Here is a 19,485-nt window from a genome sequence, read left to right on the forward strand (position 1 = left end):
CGGCAGTACGAAGGGCCCGGCCCCGAGTTCATCCGAACTCGGGGCCGGGCCCTTCGGCGTTACGGGGCGGTGGCGGGGCCGACGGCCCCGGCCGGGTCTCACGTCTCCTGCGGTTCGAAGTCCCAGTAGGGGCGGTTCCGGGAGCGGGCGGAGATGGTGTGGACGTGCCGGGGGCCCAGCGTGGCGTCCAGGTCGGAGAGGGCTTCCTGTTCCGTCTTCTCGGCCTGGCGGCCGTCCCGCAGGGCCCGTAGGTCCGCGGCGAGGGCGATACGGGCGGAGAGCGTCAGCGGGTGGGTGCGGCCGAGGGTCTCGGTGGCCCGGGTCACCGTCTCCCGGCTGAGCGAGGCGGCCCGCTCCGGGTCGCCGACCAGGTTGCGCAGGGCGGAGGCGTTGATGGCGCAGCCCAGCGTCCAGGGGTGGCCCTCCCCCACCGCCGCGGTCATGTCGGCCAGCGCCTGCTCGATGACGACATGGGCCTGTTCCCGTTCGCCGACATTGCGCAGGACCAGGGCGTGGTTGGCGCGGACACCGGCGATGAAGGGGTGTCCCTCGGCGAGCATCACCTCGTACCGGGCGACGACGGACTCGCCGAGCTCCCGGGCCTGGTCGATGTCGCCGTGCTCGCGGGTGAAACAGCTGGTGGAGGCGGCGAATCTGAGCGTCTGCGGATCGGTCTCGCCGAGGGCGCGCTCGCAGCGCTCCAGTACCCGGGTGAGCAGCGTGCCCGCCGCGGCGCGGTCCCCGGTGCGGTACTGGCACAGGGCGAGGTTGTGTTCGGCTTCAAGGGTCTGCGGCGCGTCGGCCCCCATGACGAGACGGTACTCCCGCACGTTCTTGGCCTGGATCGACTCGGCCTCGGTGTAGCGACCGAGCAGACGCAGGTCGACGGCGTAGTGGAGTTCGGAGGACAGCGCCCACGGATGGCGGGCCCGCAGCAGCAGTCGGCGGGATTCCAGTGTCCGCCGGTCGATGTCCAGTGCCTCCTCGTAGTGGCCGAGCAGTCGCAGGGACACCGCCAGGTTGTTCTGGGCGCCGAGGGTCCGTGAATCCTGTTCGCCCAGGAGGTCGCGGTACGTCAGCACGAGTCGCTGGGAGAGCTGCAGCGACTCGTCGTAGCGGGCGAGGCCGCGCAGGTCCGCGCCGAGGCCGCTGACCGCGCGCAGATGGTCGAGGTCCTGCTCGCCGCGCTGCTCGCGCAGATGGTCGACGGCGGCGCGCTCGATCGTCTCCGTGCGCTCGTAGTCGCCGACCGCCCGCAGCAGGTTGGCGTAGTGGTGGGTCAGCTCCCAGATCCTCGGGTGGTTCTCCCCGAGCAGCGTCCGCCAGGCGTCGAGGGCGCGTTCGCCGAGCTTGATGCCCGACCGGTACTCGCCCGAAATGTACATGTAGCGAAGGCAGTTGAAGACCAGTGTCTGGACCGCCGAGTCCTTGCTCTTCAGTACGTCCGCGTACTTCAGATGCGGGACGAGCTCCGCGTAGCCGCTCCACAGCCGGGTGTCCGTGGGCCGCCGGGGGTCCGCGGCGGCCAGCGCGCGCCGGACCACGTCGATGAACTCGCGGCGGTCCGCGTCGGGCATGTCCTTGTGGACGATCTGATGGACCATGCGGTGGAGATACAGCGACTCGCCGGAGGACGCCGCCTCGTCGCCGGCCGCCTCGTGGGACTCCAGGCGGACCACCGAGTACTGGCGGAGCTGGTTGATCGCCCTGTTCCACAGCAGCGGGTCGTTGAGCAGGCCGGCGATCTGTTCGGGCAGTTGGTCGTGCGGCATCTCCTTCAGGAGGCGTACGGGGATGAAGCCCGGCGCGAAGAAGGTGCACAGGCGGAGCAGATCGACGGACTCCGGGACGGTGTCGCGGAGCTTGTTCAGCAGTATCGACCAGGCGGTCTGGAAGGCGACCGGGAAGTCGGCGGAGATCTTGACGACGTCCTGGTCGATGCCGCCGTCCAGGAGGGCGATGTACTCCTGGACGGACAGGTCCGAGTCGTTGAGCCAGCCGGCCGTCTGGTCCAGCAGGAGGGGCAGGTCCTCCAGGGCTTCGGCGAGTTGGTCGGCCTCGGGTTCGGTGAGGCGGGGTGCGCGGCGGCGGATGAAGGCGACGGACTCGTCGCGGCCGTAGACCGGCACTTCCAGCAGCTTGCTGTTGTGCTCGCTCCACTCGGGGTTGCGCGAGGTGATGAGCACGTGGCCGGGCCCGGTGGGGACGAGGTCGTAGATCTGGTCCGGCTCGTCCGCGCCGTCCAGGATCAGCAGCCAGCGGGAGTACGGGTCGCCGCGGCGCAGCGAGTCGCGTACGGCCCGCAGCCGTTCGCCGTACTCCGCGCCGGTGGAGAGTCCCAACTGCGGTGCCAGCTCGGCCAGTCGGCGCCGGTAGGTGACCCGCTTCTCGGCGTTGACCCACCACACCACGTCGTACTCGGAGCCGAACCGGTAGACGTACTCGGCAGCGAGCTGGGTCTTGCCGACGCCGGACATGCCGTGCAGGGTGACGACGCCCGCGCCCGCCTCGGCGCCCTGGAGGAGGTGGTAGGCGTCGTTCAGGAGCGGCTCACGGCCGGTGAAGCGCGTGTTGCGGCGCGGTACGCCGCCCCAGACCTCGGGCATGGCTGCCGGGAAGCGGGGGCCGCGCCGGGTGCCCTCGACGGATTCCGGGAGCGGTTCGGAGGGCAGGTCGAGGCGGTCGAGGACGCGGCGCTCGGCCTCGTCGGCGCCCATGTTGCTGAGGTCGACCGCGCCGAGCACGGTGGTGGCCGTCGGCAGCGGGCTGTTGGTGACGGAGACGGCCGCGAAACGGGACGGGTCGGGCGCGACGACCTCGCGCAGCGCGGCGTTCCACTCCTCGTAGGTGCGCGGGCCGAGCTGGAAGTACCACTCGCTGACGACGATCAGGATCCGGCCCCGGGCCAGTGTCAGGTCGCGCAGCAGGTCGGCGAGGGGCACCTCGGCCGGAGCGTCCCAGCGCTGGTACACCACACGATGGCCACGCCGCTCCAGACGGTCCCCGATCCAGGCCGCCCAGGCCCGGTTGAAACCGGCGAAGCTGATGGTGACGGTCTGCTTCACGGACCCCCTCTCGGCTGGCCCGACCGGCGTACGAGCTCCAGACATGCAGCGGCCTCCCCGCGCGTGATTTTAGAACCGCTGCGGTGGTCCGCGATAGGGCGCCGACGGACGCCAGTCGCTTGCTCCACGGTCCTTTTTCCGACGTGTTCAGCGACGATCTTTACTCACCCGCCGCCCCGCGTCCGGGAACCCACGATCTTCGGACGCGGCTGGCTCAAAACAGGGCCATGGCGTGGCTCGTTCGGCGGGCGCACGGGGCGTGTTCGCCGGGCGTGGGTCGCCTCACCCGACCCGGGCCGCGCCCCCCGGGCGACGATGGGCGGTTCACTCGCCCAGTGCGTGGCGCTGGGTCCACAGCGTGCGGGCGGCCCGGACGTACGCCGTCGCGCGCGCCGCCGGTCCGCGCGGCGGCGGCTGCTCGGCGAGCCGTTCGTACACCTCGACCATGCGGTCGACGAACTGGCGTCCCGGCACGGTGAGATCGCCCGATCCGACGAGCGCCGGCAGGACGGCCCCGACCTGTTCCTGGTAGCGCGCGTGCTGCTCCCAGGCGGCGTCCCGGCGGGCGGGGAGCGTGGTGGCGAGCGCGGTGCGCTGGAAGAAGTCCGCCAGCGCCAGGTGGGAGTAGGCGCCCTGCAACAGGCCGTCGTACGGGCGTGGATCGGTGCGCCAGGGTGCGAAGTGGCGTGCTTGCTGGGTTGCGTGATGGAGCGTCACCATCTCGCTCAGTGCGGCGAGTTTGGTGTGCTGGATCTCGTGGACGAGGGTGGCCGCGAACATGGTCGCCGTCGCCGGCACGCTGCTGAGGACCGCGCCGAAGGCCTCGCGCCGGGTGCCGCTGCAACTGCCGCCGGGCCGGCCGGGCACCGAGCCGGGCGGCTCGGACAGCGGAACCAGACAGGTCAGCAGGGCCACCGCCTCCGCGAGCCGCAGCTCGCCGCCGAGCCCGAGCACGGCCGCGGTGCCCGACCAGGCGTGCAGCCAGTGCTTGTGGTCGGCGTCCGCGAGGGTGACCGGGCCGCTCAGCGTGTCCGGGCGGGGTCCTCCGCGTGCGGTCCGGTAGGGGTCGAGGTCGTCCAGCGGTACGGCGGCGGAGCCGGGCAGCAGCCCGGGCAGCGCGAAGGCCGGTGTCCAGGCGGGGGCGTCCGACCATGCGCCGGCACAGCTCTCCAGCCGGACGACCACGTCCGTCTCGCCGGGCCGCCGGAGCGTCAGCCGCCCCCGGCGGTGCACGACGCCCACCACCGTGTCCCCGGAATCGCCGGTCCGCAGCGCCCCGAGCGACGGCAGCGTCAGTACGCCGTCGCGGGCGGTCAGCCGCACCGTGTAGGACACCCCGGCACGGGCGGCGGCCACGGCGGCGAGCGATCCGAAGTGGGCGAGCGCGCGGGCCGGTTCGCGGGTGTCCCGCTCGGTGCGCGGGCCCGTTCCGGCCTCGAGCGCACGCAGGGCGTCCCGGGCCCAGGGACCGATGAAGGGGTGGAGGAGGAGGGCACGGACGGGGGAAGGCGAAGGCCTGTTCCCGGACGCCGCACCCCCCTCGGACGGCTGCGGGACAGCGGCCGTCCGCCCTGTTCCCGGAGCCGGCCCCGCACTCCCCTCGGGCGGCGGCGGGGCATCAGCCGTCCGCCCTGTTCCCGGACCAGGCCCGTAGGGCCGCCCTGTGCGGTGGGCGGGCGGCTCCAGCCGTTCGGCCTCCTCCAGCAGGGCCCAGTCCTCGCGCAGCCGGGTCAGGACGGCGGCGGGGCAGATACTCCGGTCGGCCGACTCGGCCGCGTCGAGGACCGCGCGGAGCAGGAGCAGCCGTCGGGTGTGCTGGTCGCGGACCAGGAGCCCGAGGGTCTCCGGGCCGCCTTCGGTGCGGCCGAGTTCGGTCAGGGCCCGTTCCGGGACCGCCGGCAGGATCACGGGACGCCTCCTTCGGAGGAGGCGGGGAGGGCGGCGGCCCCGGCCAGCCTCCCCGCGACATGGCGGATGAAGCGCTGGAGGTCGGCGCAGTACACGGACGGGTTGGCGAAGCCGTGTCCGGCCCGGTATCGATGCGCGTAGTGTCCGCCGCCGCAGACGGAGAGCAGCGGGCAGGCACGGCAGTGCGCGGACAGCGAGGCGGCGCCCGCCTGCCGGGCCGCGATGCCGGGGTGGCGCAGGGCGTCGTCGAAGCGGTTGCGGAAGACGTCGAGGCCGGTCTCGGCCGCCCCCTCGTAGCAGGACTTGAGGGAGTCGACCTGCTCGATCGAGCCGTCCGTCTCCACGACGACGGCGTCGAAGGGCGCGAGGCCGAGCGACTCGGTGGCGGCGGGCAGCCCGAGGAGCAGCGCGAGGCACTCCTCGAAGAGCCGCACCCGCGTCTCGCGCCGCCCGGCCTCCCACCAGCGGTCGAAGACGGCACACAGCCAGTCGCCGTAGGGAGTCCCCGAGCTGCCCCGATGCGGTGGCCGCGCGGACCAGTTGCCGTGCGGGAGCAGCAGGTCGAGGGCCGGCGCTCGCAACGCGAGCAGCGACTCGTACAGCTCGACCGGGTCCGTCGTGGGGTCCACGACGATGAGGATCCCGGCGTACGCCTCCGGGCAGCGTTCGGCGATCAGGCGGGCGCCGCGTGCGGCGGCGGGCCAGGACGGGCGGCCGGCGTGGTCGGTGCGCTGCGTGTTGTGCTCGGGCAGGCCGCCGTCCAGGCTGATGCCGACGCGGATGGAGTGCCGGGCCAGGACGGCGAGCCGCCGCTCGGTGAGCAGGGTGGCGTTGGTCTGGACGGTGGCGTGCACGGTGCAGCCGTCCGGGACGCGGTCGCGTACGAGGCCGGTGAACCGGGCGAGGGTGCCCACACCCGCCAGCAGCGGTTCGCCGCCGTGCAGGACGAGGGAGAGGTCCGTCAGGCCATGGGCGCGGGCGTGTTCACCGATCCGTAGCGCGGTCCGCGCCAGGACGCCGGGCGGGGCGGCGGCGGGGCGGGTGCGCCAGGTGCGGTCGGGGCCCTCGTAGAGGTAGCAGTAGCGGCAGGCGAGGTTGCAGCGGCCGTGCGTCTTGACGATGAACTGCCGGAAGGGGAACGGCGGTTCGGACCGCGGTGGTTCGTACGGCGGCGGCGCGGACAACGACGGTTCGGAGTACGGCACGGAGGTCATGGAGATCGGGGAGGTCACCTCTCCAGACACTCCGGCACCCCCATGATGTACGGCCACGCGATCCCACACCGCGAACCGCGCCTCGGCCCCCTGCCCGTACGGGGCGACATTCCCGGACACGGGCCGGACACAAACGCCGCCCGTTCGAAGTTGTCCGGTTCAATCACAGGAGAGGACTTGAAGTGACCGCTCGTTAACGGCAGTTGACCGCCTCTGGCTCACTTTGCCGTTCAGAAAGCGTTGTTGAACCCCCACAGCATCTCGCTCGGCTCTCCGGCCCGCTTCCGCAGATCGGCCAGCACCTCTGCCAGTACCGGGTGTTGAACGGTCCGCAGCTCCGCCAGATCGAGGTCCAGCAGATCGGGGAGCTCCGGCAGCCCCGCCACCTCCGTCAGTCCGTCCGGCGGCCGCTCCGCCGCGACATCGCGGTCCCGTGCGTCGTCCCGTGCGTCCATGGTTCCCCCTCGCCTTCCCTGACTCCGCCCCGGCCGTCGCCGGCAGGCGCTGCTCACTCCAGCTCGGCCAGCCGCTGCGCCGTCTGCCGGGCCGTCGGCTCGCCCGTGCTCACGACACCGTCCGGCAGCCTCGACCACTCGGTCCGGGCGGCCCGGTAGGCCTCGCGCGCGGCACGCGGGCGCGCCGCCGCCTCGTAGGACATACCCCGCCAGTGCTGCGCCCGAGCACCCAGTTCCACGGCTTCCTGACGCCCGCGCTCCGTCTCCGCCTCCTCCTCGGCCTCGCGCGCCGCCTCGGCCGCGGCCCGGAAGGCGTCGATGGCCTCGTCGAGCCGCGCCTTGCGGCCGAGGCTCTGGTACGCCTCGAACTGGGCCTGTCCGAGCTCGAGCCAGCAGCGGGCGGTGGTCAGCGGCGCGCCCTCCTCCAGCGCGGCGAGCCCGAAGAGGTGCTCTGCCTCCCGCAGGTCCACCCGGTCACCGCGGGCGCGGTAGCGCAGCATCAGCGCACGGCCGAGCAGCAGCAGACGGTGGGCCAGTTCGCCGCTGCCCGCCGGGGTCTCGGTGCGGCAGTCCCGCAGCACCCGGATGGCCCGGGACAGCGACTCGCGCGGGGCGGGTCCGTTCTCCAGCACGGCGCGGCGCAGCAGGGCTTCGCCCCATTCGGCGAGGACGTCCGCGTGCGCGGGAGCGTCCCGGGGCACGCCGCGGGACGCCTGCTCGAACCGCTCGGCGGCGTCCTGGAGTTCACGCGGGTCGCCCGAGTCGGCGTACCGGGCGAGGTGGATGCGTCCGGCGCGCACCAGCAGGGCGGAGCGCAACCCCTGTTCACGGGTCAGACCCAGCGCCTCGTCGACATGGGCCTGGGCGTCGTCCAGCGCGCCCCCCGACCTCAGGAGCGCGTCGACGAGGTCGAGGAGGATGCGGACGCGTGAGGGCTCACCGGCGACGGTGAGCGCACCCTCCGGGCCGGGTTCCAGGGCGGCGCGCAGGGAGTGCGCGCCCTGTTCCGCGTAGAGCCTGGCCTGTTCGTGGTCGGCCGTGGCGCCCGACAGGCGCAGCAGGATACGGCCGTGGGCGAGCGGGAGTTCGGGGGGCCGGTGGCGTCGGTCGGGCCAGGCGTCGGCGAACGCCTCCAGCATGCCGACCGCGCCCTGGAGGAGCGCGCTGTCGCCGCCCAGGCGCCACTGGGCCTCCAGCGCCCGCACCCGCTCCAGGGTGAGCCGCAGGGCCTCGGTGGCGTCCAGTTCGGGCGCGGCGCAGGCCACCGCGTACTCGCGGTCGGCGCGTTGCAGCAGGTCGAGCGCGCCGCGCCGGTCGCCGCGCCGCCTGCGGTCGGTGGCGGCGGCGTGCAGCACCCGGGCCAGGACGGCCCGTTCGCGCAGGGCCCGGGGATGCGCGACGGCGCGTTCGGCGGCCGTCTCCGCCTCGCGCAGCAGCTCCGCGCCGCCCTGCACCTCCCACAGCAGCAGCACGCAGTTGGCGTACTCGGCCCAGAGTTCCGGGTCGGCGCCGGCGGGCAGTTCGTGTTCGGTGGCGCCGCGCAGCAGTTGTACGGCGTCGATGAGGTCCTGCACCATGCCGTCGCTGCCGAACTGGCGGGCCAGGGAGCGGGCCCGGATCACGGCGGTGTGGGTCGGCCGCTCGTCGGGCAGGTCGTCGCGGCCGCGGCCTCCGTAGAGCGCGAACTGCTCCGGCAGCGGCATGAAGCGCTCCAGTACTCGCGCGGCGACCTCGGCGAAGGGCTGGGGGACGAGGGTGGCGCCGCCGTTGTCGCCATTCTCGCCCGGGTATCCGGAACCGGGCGCGTACGGTCGTCCGGCGCCGCTCTCGCCGAGCTGGGCGAGCGCCAGGGCGGGGAAGTTGGGGCCGCCCTTGCCGAAGCGGTACTCGATGTACTCGGAGCAGTGCTTGAGCACCAGCATGGCCTCGTCGCGGCCCAGCGGTGACAGCAGGGCTTCCTGCACGCCGGGCGCGAACTCGTACCACTGGGTGCCGTCCGCGCCGTAGTCCTCGGCCTTGGCGCGCGAGACCAGGCCGCTGAGCAGGACCTCGGCCAGTTCGGAGGGCCCGGAGTCGGGGAGCATCGTGCGCTGGACGAGCTGCATCACCGGGAGGCTGAGGGGGGCCGCCGCCAGATAGCCGGCGAGCCGCCCGGCGGTCTTGGAGGCGTTGGCGCGGAACCGGCTGACCAGTTCGAGCCCGGACATCCGGCGTCCGGGGCGGGCACTCGGGGCGGCCGGATGGTGGTGGCGCACCCAGCCGACGGCACCGGCCACGGGTCCCGCCCCGGCCCCGGACAGCAGCCGTGCCCAGGCGCCGAGCGCGGCGGGCTCGGGCGGCAGGACGGGCACCGGAAGTGCCCCGCCGCGTGCCTCGGGCGGGGTTCCGGCGGGCAGCCGGACCTTCAGTGTGGCGGCGCCCGCGAGGGCCTCGCCGCGGGTCAGTTCGCCGTACGACACCGGAAGCCGGGTGCGGTTCCACAGGCGCTGCGGCAGCGGTTGGAGTACGGCGGCGGGGCCGAGCCGGGACAGGTGGTGCAGCAGCCGGTGGGCGTGGCCGCTGTGCCACAGGGGGCCCGCGCAGTCGCTGACGAGAAGGGTGATGCGGCGGCCCGTGGGGTCGCTGAGCCGGTCGGCGGAGTGCAGGGGGGCCGCGCCGGGCTCGGGGCTGCGGCTGACGGCGGGCTCTCCGTCCGGGCCCTGGTGCAGATGGCTGACCTCGATGTCCCAGAAGGCGCCCAGCCGGCCGAAGACCTGCTCCAGTTCGGCGAACATCCGGTCCCACACGCGCATCGACGAGGAGGCGTCCATCACCAGTTGGAGTGCGGCGTCGGCCCGGGTCACCCCACGGAACACCGGCAGGACCAACCCGCCCGCCCGGGCGCTCAGTTCGGCGGTGGCGGTCTCGTCGAGGACGGTGCGCAGGGGCGGCGCTCCGGTCCGGTACCCCTGCAACGGGCGTAAGGCGCGCTGGAGTTCGAGCGGGGCGGGGAACGCGGGCGCGGCCGGCACACCGACCGGCAGCACCGCCGAACGGCCCTGCCCGTATCCGCGGGGCGCGCCGTCCCGCGGCTCCGGATACAGCGCGACCCGCCGGTCCGCCTCCGGGTCCCGCCGCGGCGGCTCGGGCCGGTCGCCGGGCGGCGGCCGTTCGGCGCCCTGCGGCTCCGGACGCCCGGGAACGGGGCTGTCGCCCACCGCCCCCCGGCCGGACGGCGGCACGCTGCCCAGCTCGCTCCCGACGGCGTCCGTCGGACGCGACCAGCGCGCCAGCCACAGCGCGTCGGCCAGCTGCCGGGCATCGGGATCCAGCCCGATCTGCCGCATCCGGGCGATGAGTTCGGCGATCGGGTCGCCGCCGGGCATCAGCGCGTCACCTCGGGCGGTCGAGTCGCTGGATGAGCAGGTCCGCGAGCCGGTCGCGGCTGGGCGGGGCGGCCGCGTCGGTGAGGTAGATGGCGTTCAACAGCTGGTCGGCGGCGACGAGTTCGCTGCGCGAGCGCTCCAGGAAGTGGGTGATCAGATCGTCCCCGGCCCGCGCCGCCTCGTCGCCCAGATGGGCGCGTACGAAGGTGGCGAGCCGCTTGTGGTCCGGGCGGCCCAGTTCCAGGTGGATGCAGCGGCGCATCAGCGGGGCGGGGAAGTCGCGCTCGCCGTTGCTGGTGAGCACCACGAAGGGGAAGGCGCGGCAGCGCACCCGGCCGTCGCGCACCCGCGCCTTGGTGCCGTCGGCGGTGAGCACCTCGGCCTCGCCGCCGGGCAGCCGGTCGGCGACGCGCTCCAGCTCGGGAATCGCGAACTCGCCCTCCTCCAGGACGTTCAGGAGGTCGTTGGGCAGGTCGATGTCGCTCTTGTCCAGCTCGTCGATGAGCAGCACGCGCGGGGTGTCCGAGGGGAGCAGCGCGGTGCCGAGCGGGCCGAGCCGGATATAGCTGCCGATGCCCTCGACGGAGCCGGGGGCGCCGGGAGCGGCCGGGTCGGCGCCCTGCGGCGCGGCGATCTGCACGTCCTGGAGCCGGGCGATCGCGTCGTAGTGGTAGAGCCCGTCCTGGAGCGTGGACCGGCTGACGATCGGCCAGCGCAGGACGTTGCCCAGACCGAGTTCGTACGCCACCGAATGCGCGAGCGTGCTCTTGCCCGCGCCGGGGCTGCCGGTGACCAGCAGCGGGCGGCGCAGGTAGAGCGCCGCGTTGATCATTTCGAGTTCCTCGGCGCCGGGCCGGTGCAGTTCGGCCAGATGCCGGTGCGCGCCCAGCCTGCGGTCCTCGGAGCCGTCGCCGTCGGTCCCGGCCGTGTCCCGGCTCGCGAAATCGCGCCACGGCGGCGGGGCCGGGAGGCGGTCCAGGCCGTCGTGGGGTTCGCCGGCACCTCGGTAGATGAGCCACTCGCTGGATTCGGTCATTGCCCAGTCCTCGTCGTCACTCGTCCACCACGGCAGCCGTCGATCGTTGCCTCACCGTATCGACCCTCGAAGGGCCCCGTAAGGTCCCAAGAGGGGCTCATAGCGGCCCAGTTCGGCCTGATTCGAGCATCGGGCGACCGCGGGTCGAGGATGCGGTCATGGCGCCTCCAGCAGGTCCCCGGTCCCGGGCAGGGGCCGGCGCGGATCGTCGTAGAACAGGGCGATCCCGTCGGCCCAGTAGGTCTCCGGTTTGCCCGCGCGCAGCCCGGCCCGCAGGGCGTGCACCAGCTCGGGGAGCCGGTCCGCGCCGCCCGCGCCCGCCACCGTGTCGCCCGCTCTCCGATGGAACTCGCCGCAGACCGCGTCGGACTGCCCGCGCCAGCGCCGCCACAGCGCGACGCCGTACCCGCCGTGCACGATCCGTACGAGCGCCACCGGGTCGTCCTCGAAGCGGTGGTCGCCGTAGCGGCAGAGCACCGGGACGGTCTTGTGCGGCAGCCCGCGCAGCGACTCCGCCACCGGTACGGGTACCCGCAACCCGTCCTCGCAGTCGAGGACTTCGGCCTGTGCGCCGTGCGCGTGGATCCACCGCCAGCGGGCCTCGCGCTCGTGCTGCTCCTCGTCGGCGAGGAGCGGCTTTCCGCCCGGGGCGACCGCGTCGGCCGGGTCGGCCGGGTCGGGCAGCTGCTCCCGGTCGGCGCAGCGCACCACGACCGGCCGGTGCGCGCCGAGCGGCGGCTCGTCGGGCCCGAACTGCCAGGCGTCGACGTCGAGTCCGAGCAGCAGATGGGGCAGCGCGACCTGGAGGACGGCGGGGTGCCCGGGTTCGTCGCACTGGCGGAAGGCCTCCGCGAGGGGCGGCGCGAGAACGTCCGGCAGCTCCTCCAGCGGGGTGCGCTCGCCGTCGCGCAGCCGCACCACCTCCCCGGTCGGCCGGCCCACCGAGACGTGCCAGTCGCAGCGGCCCGGCTCCCAGCCCAGCTGCTCCAGTTCGAGCAGCACGAAAAGACGGGGCGCACGGTCGGCGCTGTGCGCCGTGGCATGCGCTGCCTGTGCTTCCGCCGCCGACGGGCCGCGGGGAGCCAACTGGAGCCGCTCGATCCACTGTTGGCCAAGACGGCGCCGGTACGCCGGACCGGGGCGGCCCTCCGCGGTCTGCCGCACCCACTCCCACAGGGCCCGCTCGGCGGCCTGCGTGCCGGGCGTGACGAAGGGGCGTTCGGCGGACATGGCCCGCATGGCGTAGTCGAGGACGAGGTCCAGTGCGGCGTCATGGCGTGAGCTCTCGTACAGCGCCCCGAGCCCGTCGCGCCAGCCGCGCGGCGCCGGATGCGGGATCGCGGTCTGGTCGCCGATCAGGGATTCGAGCAGGCCGAGCAGGGCGCGGGTGCTGACCGGCGGCGGCAGATCGGCGAGCCTGCCGAGCAGTTGGGTCCGCTCCTCGGGGCTGAGAGCGCGGCCCGGCCGGGCGCCGAGCTGGTTCTGGACGTCGGCCCAGGTGCTGCGGTCGGTGTCCGGATGGCGTTGCCGGTCCCGGTGGTAGCGGTCGTGGGCGTGGAAGACGGCCTGGTAGCTGTCGTCGTGCTCGGCCCGGATCTCCTCGGTCGGCACCGGCAGGGACCGTAACTGCTCCACCCCCGTGCAGGTGCCGCCGAGCCCCCGGTCCGCGCGCGATTTCAGGATGCCGACGACCTCACCGCGTACGGGGTCGACGACCGGCCCCCCCGAGACACCGGGCGGCAGCACGTCGCCGCCCAGCCGGATCTGCTCGTCGTCGGACCAGCCGCCGAGCGTGCCCTGCACCGTGCAGGTGCCGCTCAGCCGGCGCAGCTCCCCGCCGACCACGGACCAGCCGGAGTAGAAGACGACCGCCTCCTCGTAGTAGGCGGCCGGGCGTTCGGTGACGTAGGCGCAGTCGTGGTCCACCGGCTCGCGCAGTCGCACCAGGGCGAGATCGGGGGACGGCCATGTGCCGCGGACGGGGAGATCGACACGGTCCGGAAGGGCCGTCGCCACTTCGCCCGCGACGGCGGAGGTTCCGCGGCCCGGCCCTGTCTCGTACACCACCGTCACCTCGTTCCCCTCCCCGCTCCGGACCACATGCGCGCAGGTCAGAACCCAGTTCGGAGCGATGAAGAAACCGCTCCCGAGGAACGTGCCGGGTTCGTCCAGGGCATACCCGGAGCCCGCGCGATGGATGCGTACGGTGGCGGCCATGACGAGATCACGGAGCGCACGGTGAGCGTTCCCGGGGCCGCCCGGTGCGCCCGGGGCGTGCCCGTCCGTCATGCTCCGCCCCCGCCGGAGGCGTCGGTGGTGCCGCCGTGCGCGGGGGCGCCGGGAGACGCGCCCGCGTGCGCTTCGCCCCCGGTGTCCTCCAGGTCCGGCGGGCCGCCGTTCCAGGTGAGCGTCACCGTGATGCCCGCCTTGGCCTCGCCGTCCGCGAGCAGGCCGACCACCTTGCCGGCCTTCGCCGTCAGCTCGATGCCGAACTCGACGCTGACCTCGTCGGGCCGTACCGCGCGCAGCGGCGCGGCGAGCGAGCGCGCGACGCTGGTGATCACCGACTGCAGGCTCTCGACCTGCGCCTCGACGCGATCCCCGAACCCGACGTCCGTCAGCGACAGCTCGCCGCCCTGCTCCTCCAGCTCATCGGCCCCCGAAATCCGGGCCCACACCGGTGTTCCGTCCGGCATCTCGATCCGTGCGATCCGGGTCACTGCGTCACTCATGGCATCCCCCGTTCCCCCACGCCCCCGTGGTACCGCCGACCTTGCAGGCTAGCCGCACGGGGTCGCCCACGACAGAGGCCCTCCGCCGGCCCGACGCCCCGCCTATCCTTTTCCCAGCGTTCCACTTCCCTTTCACCGACGGAGCACCATCCATGTACTTCACCGACCGCGGCATCGAGGAACTTGAGAAGCGGCGCGGCGAGGAAGAGGTCACCTTCGAGTGGCTCGCCGAGCAGTTGCGCACGTTCGTCGACCTCAACCCGGACTTCGAGGTACCGGTGGAGCGGCTGGCGACCTGGCTGGCCCGACTGAACGACGAGGACGACGAGGACGAGTAGCCCCTCGGGCACTCCTCTTCTCCGGGTGGGCCGAAGCTTCTTCTCCGGGTGGACCGAAGCTCTCCGGGCGGCCTGGCGGGCCCTCCCCCGAGCGGGAACGCGGGCCCCCTCCAGAGGGACGGCGGTCGTGTCAGTCGTAGGCGCGCAGGTGGTCGTACGCCAGGCCGAGGGCGCCGCGGAGCATCAGGACCGCGCCGACGACGATCCAGCCTCCGCTGTGGCGCCGCACCCCCCAGACGGTGAGCGGGAGGCCGACGGTCAGCTGGGCCGCGGCGAGGGTGCGCGCCCTCGGGCCGCGCAGCCAGGGCCCGAGACCGCCGCTCTCCACGGCACCGAGTTCCGCGTCGACCGCGGCCCGCCAGCCGGTCCACTCGATCTGTTCGGCGTCCGGCCTGATCCGGACCGCGTCGCGGAGCCGGTCCGACGACTCCCCGGGATCGAGTCCGGCCGGAAGCAGCACCCCCGCGCGCGTGAGGACGGCGAGCAGCCCCCGCACGCGCGCGTGGGCGTCGGCCACCGGATCGGGCTGCGTCAACGGTTCCAGGGACTGCATGTCGAGCACCGGGTCGAGGCCGAGGCGTGCGGCGAAGGTCCGCATCGCCTCGTCCTCACCGACCGGGGTGCCGTTCGCCAGCCATTCGTAACCCACCGTGCGACGGAAACCGGAGGCCAGGGTGAAGCCGCTGCGGTCGGTGTCCCACCACAGGGCGAGGACGGGCCAGGGGGCGCCGACGGCGAGCGCGGTGGCCCAGCCGGTGAGCACCCGGTCGACGGGTTCCGCGCCGTCCTGCCAGGGCCGGCCCTCGGGAACCAGCACGCTCCACTCGGGTCCCGCCCCGGCGAGCAGCATTCGCTCGCGCAGCAACTGGGCGGCGGGACCGACCGACTCGGGACGGGCCCGGCACAACAGCAGGGCGCCGGGGGCCTGGACCGGGTGGTCGTCCCGGGACTCGCCGGAGGCAGTCGACATAGCCCCACTTTAGGGCGGTTTGCCCACTTCAACGCACCATTGATCCCCAGAACGGGTGTCTTGACTTTCCATATCCGCGATATATCGTGAATAGCGGAAGACGCGATATGGCGCGTCGAGTTCGGATTCGTGTGCGGGTCCGGTCCGGTCGAGGAGGTCTGCACCATGTCCGAGTGGTCCGTGGCAGAGCCGAAGAAGCTCTCCTTCGACGACCCCGTGACGACGCTGCACGTACGCATCGTCAACGGAACAGTGAACGTCGTGGGGACCGACGAGGGTTCCGCCCGGCTGGAGGTGTCCGAGCTGGAGGGCCCCCCGCTCCAGGTGACCCAGGAGAACGGCACGCTCACGGTCGCCTACGAGGACCTTCCCTGGAAGGGCTTCCTCAAGTGGCTCGACCGCAAGGGCTGGCGCCGTGCGGTGGTGGTGTCGCTGGCCGTCCCGACCGGCACACGCGTCGAGGTGGGCGTGGTCGGTGCGGCCGCCGTGGTCTCCGGGGTGGACGGCCGGGTCGAGGTGAAGGGCGTCACGGGCGACACGACCCTCGTCCGCGTCGCCGGCCCCGTACGCGTGGACACCGTCTCCGGGAATCTGGAGGCCCAGGCCGTCACCGGCGACCTCCGCTTCAACTCCGTCTCCGGCGACCTGACCGTCGTCGAGGGCTCCGGCTCCTCCGTGCGGGCCGAATCGGTGAGCGGCTCGATGATCGTGGACCTCGACGCCACGGGCGCGCCCACCGACGTCCAGTTGTCGAACGTGTCCGGCGAGATCGCCATCCGGCTCCCCCACCCGGCCGACGCCGAGGTGGAGGCCAACACCGCGAGCGGCACCGTCTCCAACGCCTTCGAGGACCTGCGGGTCAACGGCCAGTGGGGCGCCAAGAAGATCACCGGCCGCCTCGGCGCGGGCAACGGCAGGCTGAAGGCGATGACCGTCTCCGGCTCCATCGCCCTGCTGCGCAGGCCCCTGGCGGAGGACGAGCCATACGACGAGGCTCCGGAACCCCGCGACGTGGCCCCACCGACCGGCCCGGACGACACCACGAGCGACACCACGGACGACACCGCGAACGACGGTGCGAGCGACACCGCGAGCGGCGGTGCCGCCGGAGGCCGGCCGGCCGGCACCGCGACCGACAAGAAGGTGCTCTGACATGGCTCCCGTCTTCGCCCACGGCCGACTGCGCCTGTACCTGCTCAAGCTGCTGGACGAGGCGCCGCGCCACGGGTACGAGGTGATCCGCCTCCTGGAGGAGCGCTTCCAGGGCCTGTACGCGCCCTCGGCGGGCACCGTCTACCCCCGGCTGGCGAAGCTGGAGGCCGAGGGACTCGTCACGCACACCTCCGAGGGCGGCCGCAAGGTGTACGCGATCACCGACGCGGGCCGTGCCGAACTGGCCGACCGCAGCGGCGAGCTGGCCGACCTGGAGCTGGAGATCCGCGAGTCGGTCGCGGAGCTCGCGGCGGAGATCCGCGCGGATGTGCGCGGCGCGGCCGGTGACCTGCGTCGCGAGATGCGGGCGGCGGCCACGGAAGCCCGACGCGGCTCCAAGGGCGGCGCCGGGACGAAGCAGCACGACGCCACGCCGGGCGAGCCCGGCGGCCCCGACGACTACCTGGACAAGGAGTCGTGGCGCGCGGCAAAGGAGGAGATGCGGCGCGTCCGGCAGGAGTGGAAGGAGCAGGCCCGCCGCGCGAAGGACGAGAGCCGCCGCGCCCGTGACGAGGCCCAGCGTGCCCGCCGCCAGGCCAAGGAGGCGCAGGAGAGGGCCCGCGCCCAGGCCCAGGAGGAGATGCAGCGGATGGCCAAGCGCGTCCAGGACCAGGTCCAGGACCACTTCGCGCGAGGCGACTGGCCGACGGGAGTCCGCGAGGGACTGACCGAACTGGCCAAGGAGTTCGGCGATTTCGGAAAGAACTTCGGCAAGGACCTGGGGAAGGACTTCGGCAAGGAGTTCGGCTTCGGCCGCACACCCTCGGGAGCGTCCGCGGAGCCGGACTGCACAACTACGCCCGAGGACTTCCCCGCCGCGTACGAACCCGCCTGGGCTCACGAGGACTCCACCGGCAACCCCGGCCGCGATCTGGAGCGGATACTGGACCGCTTCCGCGACGACATCCGCGACGCGTCCCGCGACCACGGCGTCACGGAGGATCAACTCCGCGACATCCGGAGCCGCTTGTCGACCGCGGCGGCCCACATCGGATCGACGCTGCGGAGCAGGCGGCCGTAGGCCCTCCGGTGCTCCTCACCCGGGGGCCGCACGAGCCGGCGGGGACTGTGTGCACAGCCCCCGCCGGCCCCCATCGGCGCTCACCGGCCCCACCACCCCCGGCCGGCCTTGATCGGACTCGGCTGACCTTGATCGGACGCGGTCGGACTTGATCTGCCGGCTCCACCGCACCTCACCCGGCCTCTGCCACGCCACCCTCCCCGTACAGCACCCGTGTCACCGACTGGTACGTGATCCCGTGATCGGCCAGTACCTCACCGGCGACCCCGCCCCGCAGGATGATCGCCAGCAGCAGGTGCTCGTCCCCGATGTGCCGCTCGCGGCGGGCGAGAGCGACCCGCAGGGACCGCGTCAGCGTGTCCTTCGCGCTCTGCCCGAAGGGCCGACGCCAGGTCCGCCTACCGTTCCCGCCCCGCTTGCCCGACTCCAACGCCCCTTCCCCGTGCGCCTCCTCGATCCGGGAGACGATCTCGGACAGGTCGATACCGAGCCCGGAGAGGGCGTCCGCGTCGGCGCGCGACAGCCCGCCCCGGCGGCGCGCCTCGGCGAGATCCCGCTCCAGCGCCTCCCGGAACCCGGTCGCCCCGAGCGACGCCAGGACGAAGGAGCCCCGGCTGCCCTCCCGGTCGAGCAGGGCGAGCAGCATGTGCTCCTCCTCGACGGTCTCGGCCCCAACCCGCTCCGAGTGCGACACCGCCCCCTCGACGACGGCACGCGCGTCCTTCGTGAAGCGTTCGAACATCACTGCCTCCCGTACTTCTTGTGCACGGCCTGCCTGCTCACTCCGAGTTCCGCGGCGATCTCCTGCCACGACCAGCCCTGATTGCGCGCACTGCGCACCTGTACCGCTTCCAACTGCTCCAGCAGCCTCCGCAGCGCGGAGACCGCCCGCAGTCCGACCCGCGGATCGCGATCACCCGCGCGCTCGGCAAGATCCGTTGCTTCGGTCATGATGTCAACTTACGTTGACACCCCTTTCCTGTCAACCAGAATTGACACCGATGGCCGCCCGGAGATACGAAACGGCGAGCCCGGGAACCCCGGACCCGCCGCATCACGACACTTCTCCGACACCGACCCCGACGCCGACGGCCGCCCGCGCGGCCCGGCACGGGCCTCAGCCGGCGGTCAGCACGATCTTGCCGAACTGGTCGCCGGACTCCAGCCGCTCGAACCCCTCACGGGCCCGGTCGAGCGGAAGCACCTCGTCGACGACGGGCCGCACACCGGTGGCCGCGCAGAAGGCCAGCAGGTCCTCCAACTCGTCCTTCGTCCCCATGGTGGAGCCGACCACCTTGAGTTCGAGGAAGAAGATCCGGGTCAGCTCGGCGTGCGAGGGCCGGTCGCCGCTGGTGGCGCCCGAGATGACGACGGTGCCGCCGGGACGCAGTGACTTGACCGAGTGCGACCAGGTGGCGGCGCCGACCGTCTCGATGACGGCGTCCACCCGCTGCGGCAGCCGCGCCCCGGATTCGAGCGCCTCGACGGCGCCGAGTTCGAGCGCCCGCTTCCGCTTGGCCTCGTCCCGGCTGGTGGCGAAGACCCGCAGCCCGGCGGCCCTGCCGAGCACGATCGCGGCGGTGGCCACACCCCCGCCCGCCCCCTGCACGAGCACGGAGTCGCCGGGACGTACCCCGGCATTGGTGAACAGCATGCGGTACGCCGTCAGCCAGGCCGTCGGCAGACAGGCGGCCTCCTCGAAGGACAGCTCCTTGGGCTTCGGCAGCACGTTCCACGTCGGTACGGAGACCTGCTCGGCGAAGGTGCCCTGGTAGCGCTCGGTGAGGATGGACCGGGGCTCCTCGGGGCCGACCCCGTGCCCGGTCTGGCCGATGACGGAGTGCAGGACGACCTCGTTGCCGTCCTCGTCGATCCCGGCGGCGTCGCAGCCGAGGATCATCGGCAGCTTGTCCTCGGCGAGACCGACCCCGCGAAGCGACCACAGGTCGTGGTGATTGAGGGAGGCGGCCCGTACGTTCACGGTCGTCCAGCCCGGCCTCTGTTCGGGGGCCGGGCGCTCCCCCAACTCCAGGCCGTTCAGCGGCTGGTCACGGTCGATTCGGGCGGCATAGGCAGCGAACATGACCTTGACGATAGGCTCCGCCCCCGGCCGGGGGAACCGCCCCTCCGTGTGACACGCGTCCCGCGGCCCGTACCTAGGGGCTGCCG

Annotated in this window: 15 protein-coding genes; 3 read left to right on the forward strand and 12 right to left on the reverse strand. The window is 73.3% G+C overall.

Translation table 11 applies throughout. From position 1 onward, the window contains the following. Positions 1 to 98: 98 nt before the first annotated feature. From fxsT to ABZX90_RS34220, 8 genes are all read right to left on the reverse strand, one after another. The gene (fxsT, locus tag ABZX90_RS34185; RefSeq protein ID WP_355211474.1) at positions 99 to 3,110 is read right to left on the reverse strand and encodes an FxSxx-COOH system tetratricopeptide repeat protein; all 3,012 of its coding nucleotides are present in this window, start codon (positions 3,108 to 3,110) and stop codon (positions 99 to 101) included. 279 nt (positions 3,111 to 3,389) lie between these two features. Further along, on the reverse strand, positions 3,390 to 4,973 hold the full coding sequence (locus tag ABZX90_RS34190) for an HEXXH motif-containing putative peptide modification protein (RefSeq protein WP_355211477.1): 1,584 nt from the start codon (positions 4,971 to 4,973) through the stop codon (positions 3,390 to 3,392). Beyond that, positions 4,970 to 6,205, reverse strand: coding sequence for an FxsB family cyclophane-forming radical SAM/SPASM peptide maturase (locus ABZX90_RS34195; RefSeq protein ID WP_355211480.1), 1,236 nt, complete (start codon positions 6,203 to 6,205; stop codon positions 4,970 to 4,972). Before ABZX90_RS34195 ends, ABZX90_RS34190 begins: the two co-directional genes overlap by 4 nt. A gap of 212 nt (positions 6,206 to 6,417) precedes the next feature. Beyond that, on the reverse strand, positions 6,418 to 6,642 hold the full coding sequence (gene fxsA / locus ABZX90_RS34200) for an FxSxx-COOH cyclophane-containing RiPP peptide (protein WP_355211483.1): 225 nt from the start codon (positions 6,640 to 6,642) through the stop codon (positions 6,418 to 6,420). A gap of 53 nt (positions 6,643 to 6,695) precedes the next feature. Next, positions 6,696 to 10,007 carry an SAV_2336 N-terminal domain-related protein gene (locus ABZX90_RS34205; protein ID WP_355211486.1) on the reverse strand — a complete coding sequence of 1,104 codons (3,312 nt, stop codon included), beginning with the start codon at positions 10,005 to 10,007 and terminating at the stop codon, positions 6,696 to 6,698. Positions 10,008 to 10,014: 7 nt separating this feature from the next. Continuing rightward, positions 10,015 to 11,043, reverse strand: coding sequence for a MoxR family ATPase (locus tag ABZX90_RS34210; RefSeq protein ID WP_351124936.1), 1,029 nt, complete (start codon positions 11,041 to 11,043; stop codon positions 10,015 to 10,017). A gap of 156 nt (positions 11,044 to 11,199) precedes the next feature. Continuing rightward, a complete protein-coding gene (locus ABZX90_RS34215; RefSeq protein WP_355211489.1) occupies positions 11,200 to 13,260 on the reverse strand; it encodes a trypsin-like peptidase domain-containing protein in 2,061 nt (686 codons plus the stop codon). A 68-nt stretch (positions 13,261 to 13,328) separates the two neighbouring features. Further along, positions 13,329 to 13,775, reverse strand: coding sequence for a CU044_2847 family protein (locus ABZX90_RS34220; RefSeq protein WP_351124930.1), 447 nt, complete (start codon positions 13,773 to 13,775; stop codon positions 13,329 to 13,331). 152 nt (positions 13,776 to 13,927) lie between these two features. On the opposite strand from ABZX90_RS34220, the gene ABZX90_RS34225 reads away from it, so the two are divergent. Beyond that, on the forward strand, positions 13,928 to 14,113 hold the full coding sequence (locus ABZX90_RS34225) for a DUF6104 family protein (protein ID WP_355211492.1): 186 nt from the start codon (positions 13,928 to 13,930) through the stop codon (positions 14,111 to 14,113). 130 nt (positions 14,114 to 14,243) lie between these two features. On the opposite strand, the gene ABZX90_RS34230 is transcribed toward ABZX90_RS34225, so the two are convergent. Beyond that, positions 14,244 to 15,083 (reverse strand): hypothetical protein, encoded by an 840-nt coding sequence (locus tag ABZX90_RS34230; RefSeq protein WP_351124927.1) that lies wholly within the window; start codon positions 15,081 to 15,083, stop codon positions 14,244 to 14,246. 165 nt (positions 15,084 to 15,248) lie between these two features. Here ABZX90_RS34230 and ABZX90_RS34235 point away from each other — a divergent pair, with 165 nt between their 5' ends. Beyond that, a complete protein-coding gene (locus ABZX90_RS34235; RefSeq protein ID WP_355211495.1) occupies positions 15,249 to 16,235 on the forward strand; it encodes a DUF4097 family beta strand repeat-containing protein in 987 nt (328 codons plus the stop codon). A 1-nt stretch (position 16,236) separates the two neighbouring features. Next, a complete protein-coding gene (locus tag ABZX90_RS34240; RefSeq protein WP_355211498.1) occupies positions 16,237 to 17,316 on the forward strand; it encodes a helix-turn-helix transcriptional regulator in 1,080 nt (359 codons plus the stop codon). 172 nt (positions 17,317 to 17,488) lie between these two features. Here the strand turns inward: ABZX90_RS34240 and ABZX90_RS34245 are convergent, their stop codons facing one another. The 3 genes from ABZX90_RS34245 to ABZX90_RS34255 all read right to left on the reverse strand — a co-directional run bounded on the left by ABZX90_RS34245 (position 17,489) and on the right by ABZX90_RS34255 (position 19,399). Then, on the reverse strand, positions 17,489 to 18,058 hold the full coding sequence (locus ABZX90_RS34245; RefSeq protein ID WP_355211501.1) for a Clp protease N-terminal domain-containing protein: 570 nt from the start codon (positions 18,056 to 18,058) through the stop codon (positions 17,489 to 17,491). Next, entirely contained in the window at positions 18,058 to 18,267 is a 210-nt protein-coding gene (locus ABZX90_RS34250) for a helix-turn-helix domain-containing protein (RefSeq protein ID WP_121405930.1), read from the reverse strand. Before ABZX90_RS34250 ends, ABZX90_RS34245 begins: the two co-directional genes overlap by 1 nt. A 166-nt stretch (positions 18,268 to 18,433) precedes the next feature. Next, positions 18,434 to 19,399 (reverse strand): zinc-binding dehydrogenase, encoded by a 966-nt coding sequence (locus tag ABZX90_RS34255; protein WP_351124916.1) that lies wholly within the window; start codon positions 19,397 to 19,399, stop codon positions 18,434 to 18,436. Between the last annotated feature and the right edge of the window lie 86 nt (positions 19,400 to 19,485).

This window comes from Streptomyces sp. NPDC002935 (assembly GCF_040611295.1).
Classification (GTDB): domain Bacteria; phylum Actinomycetota; class Actinomycetes; order Streptomycetales; family Streptomycetaceae; genus Streptomyces.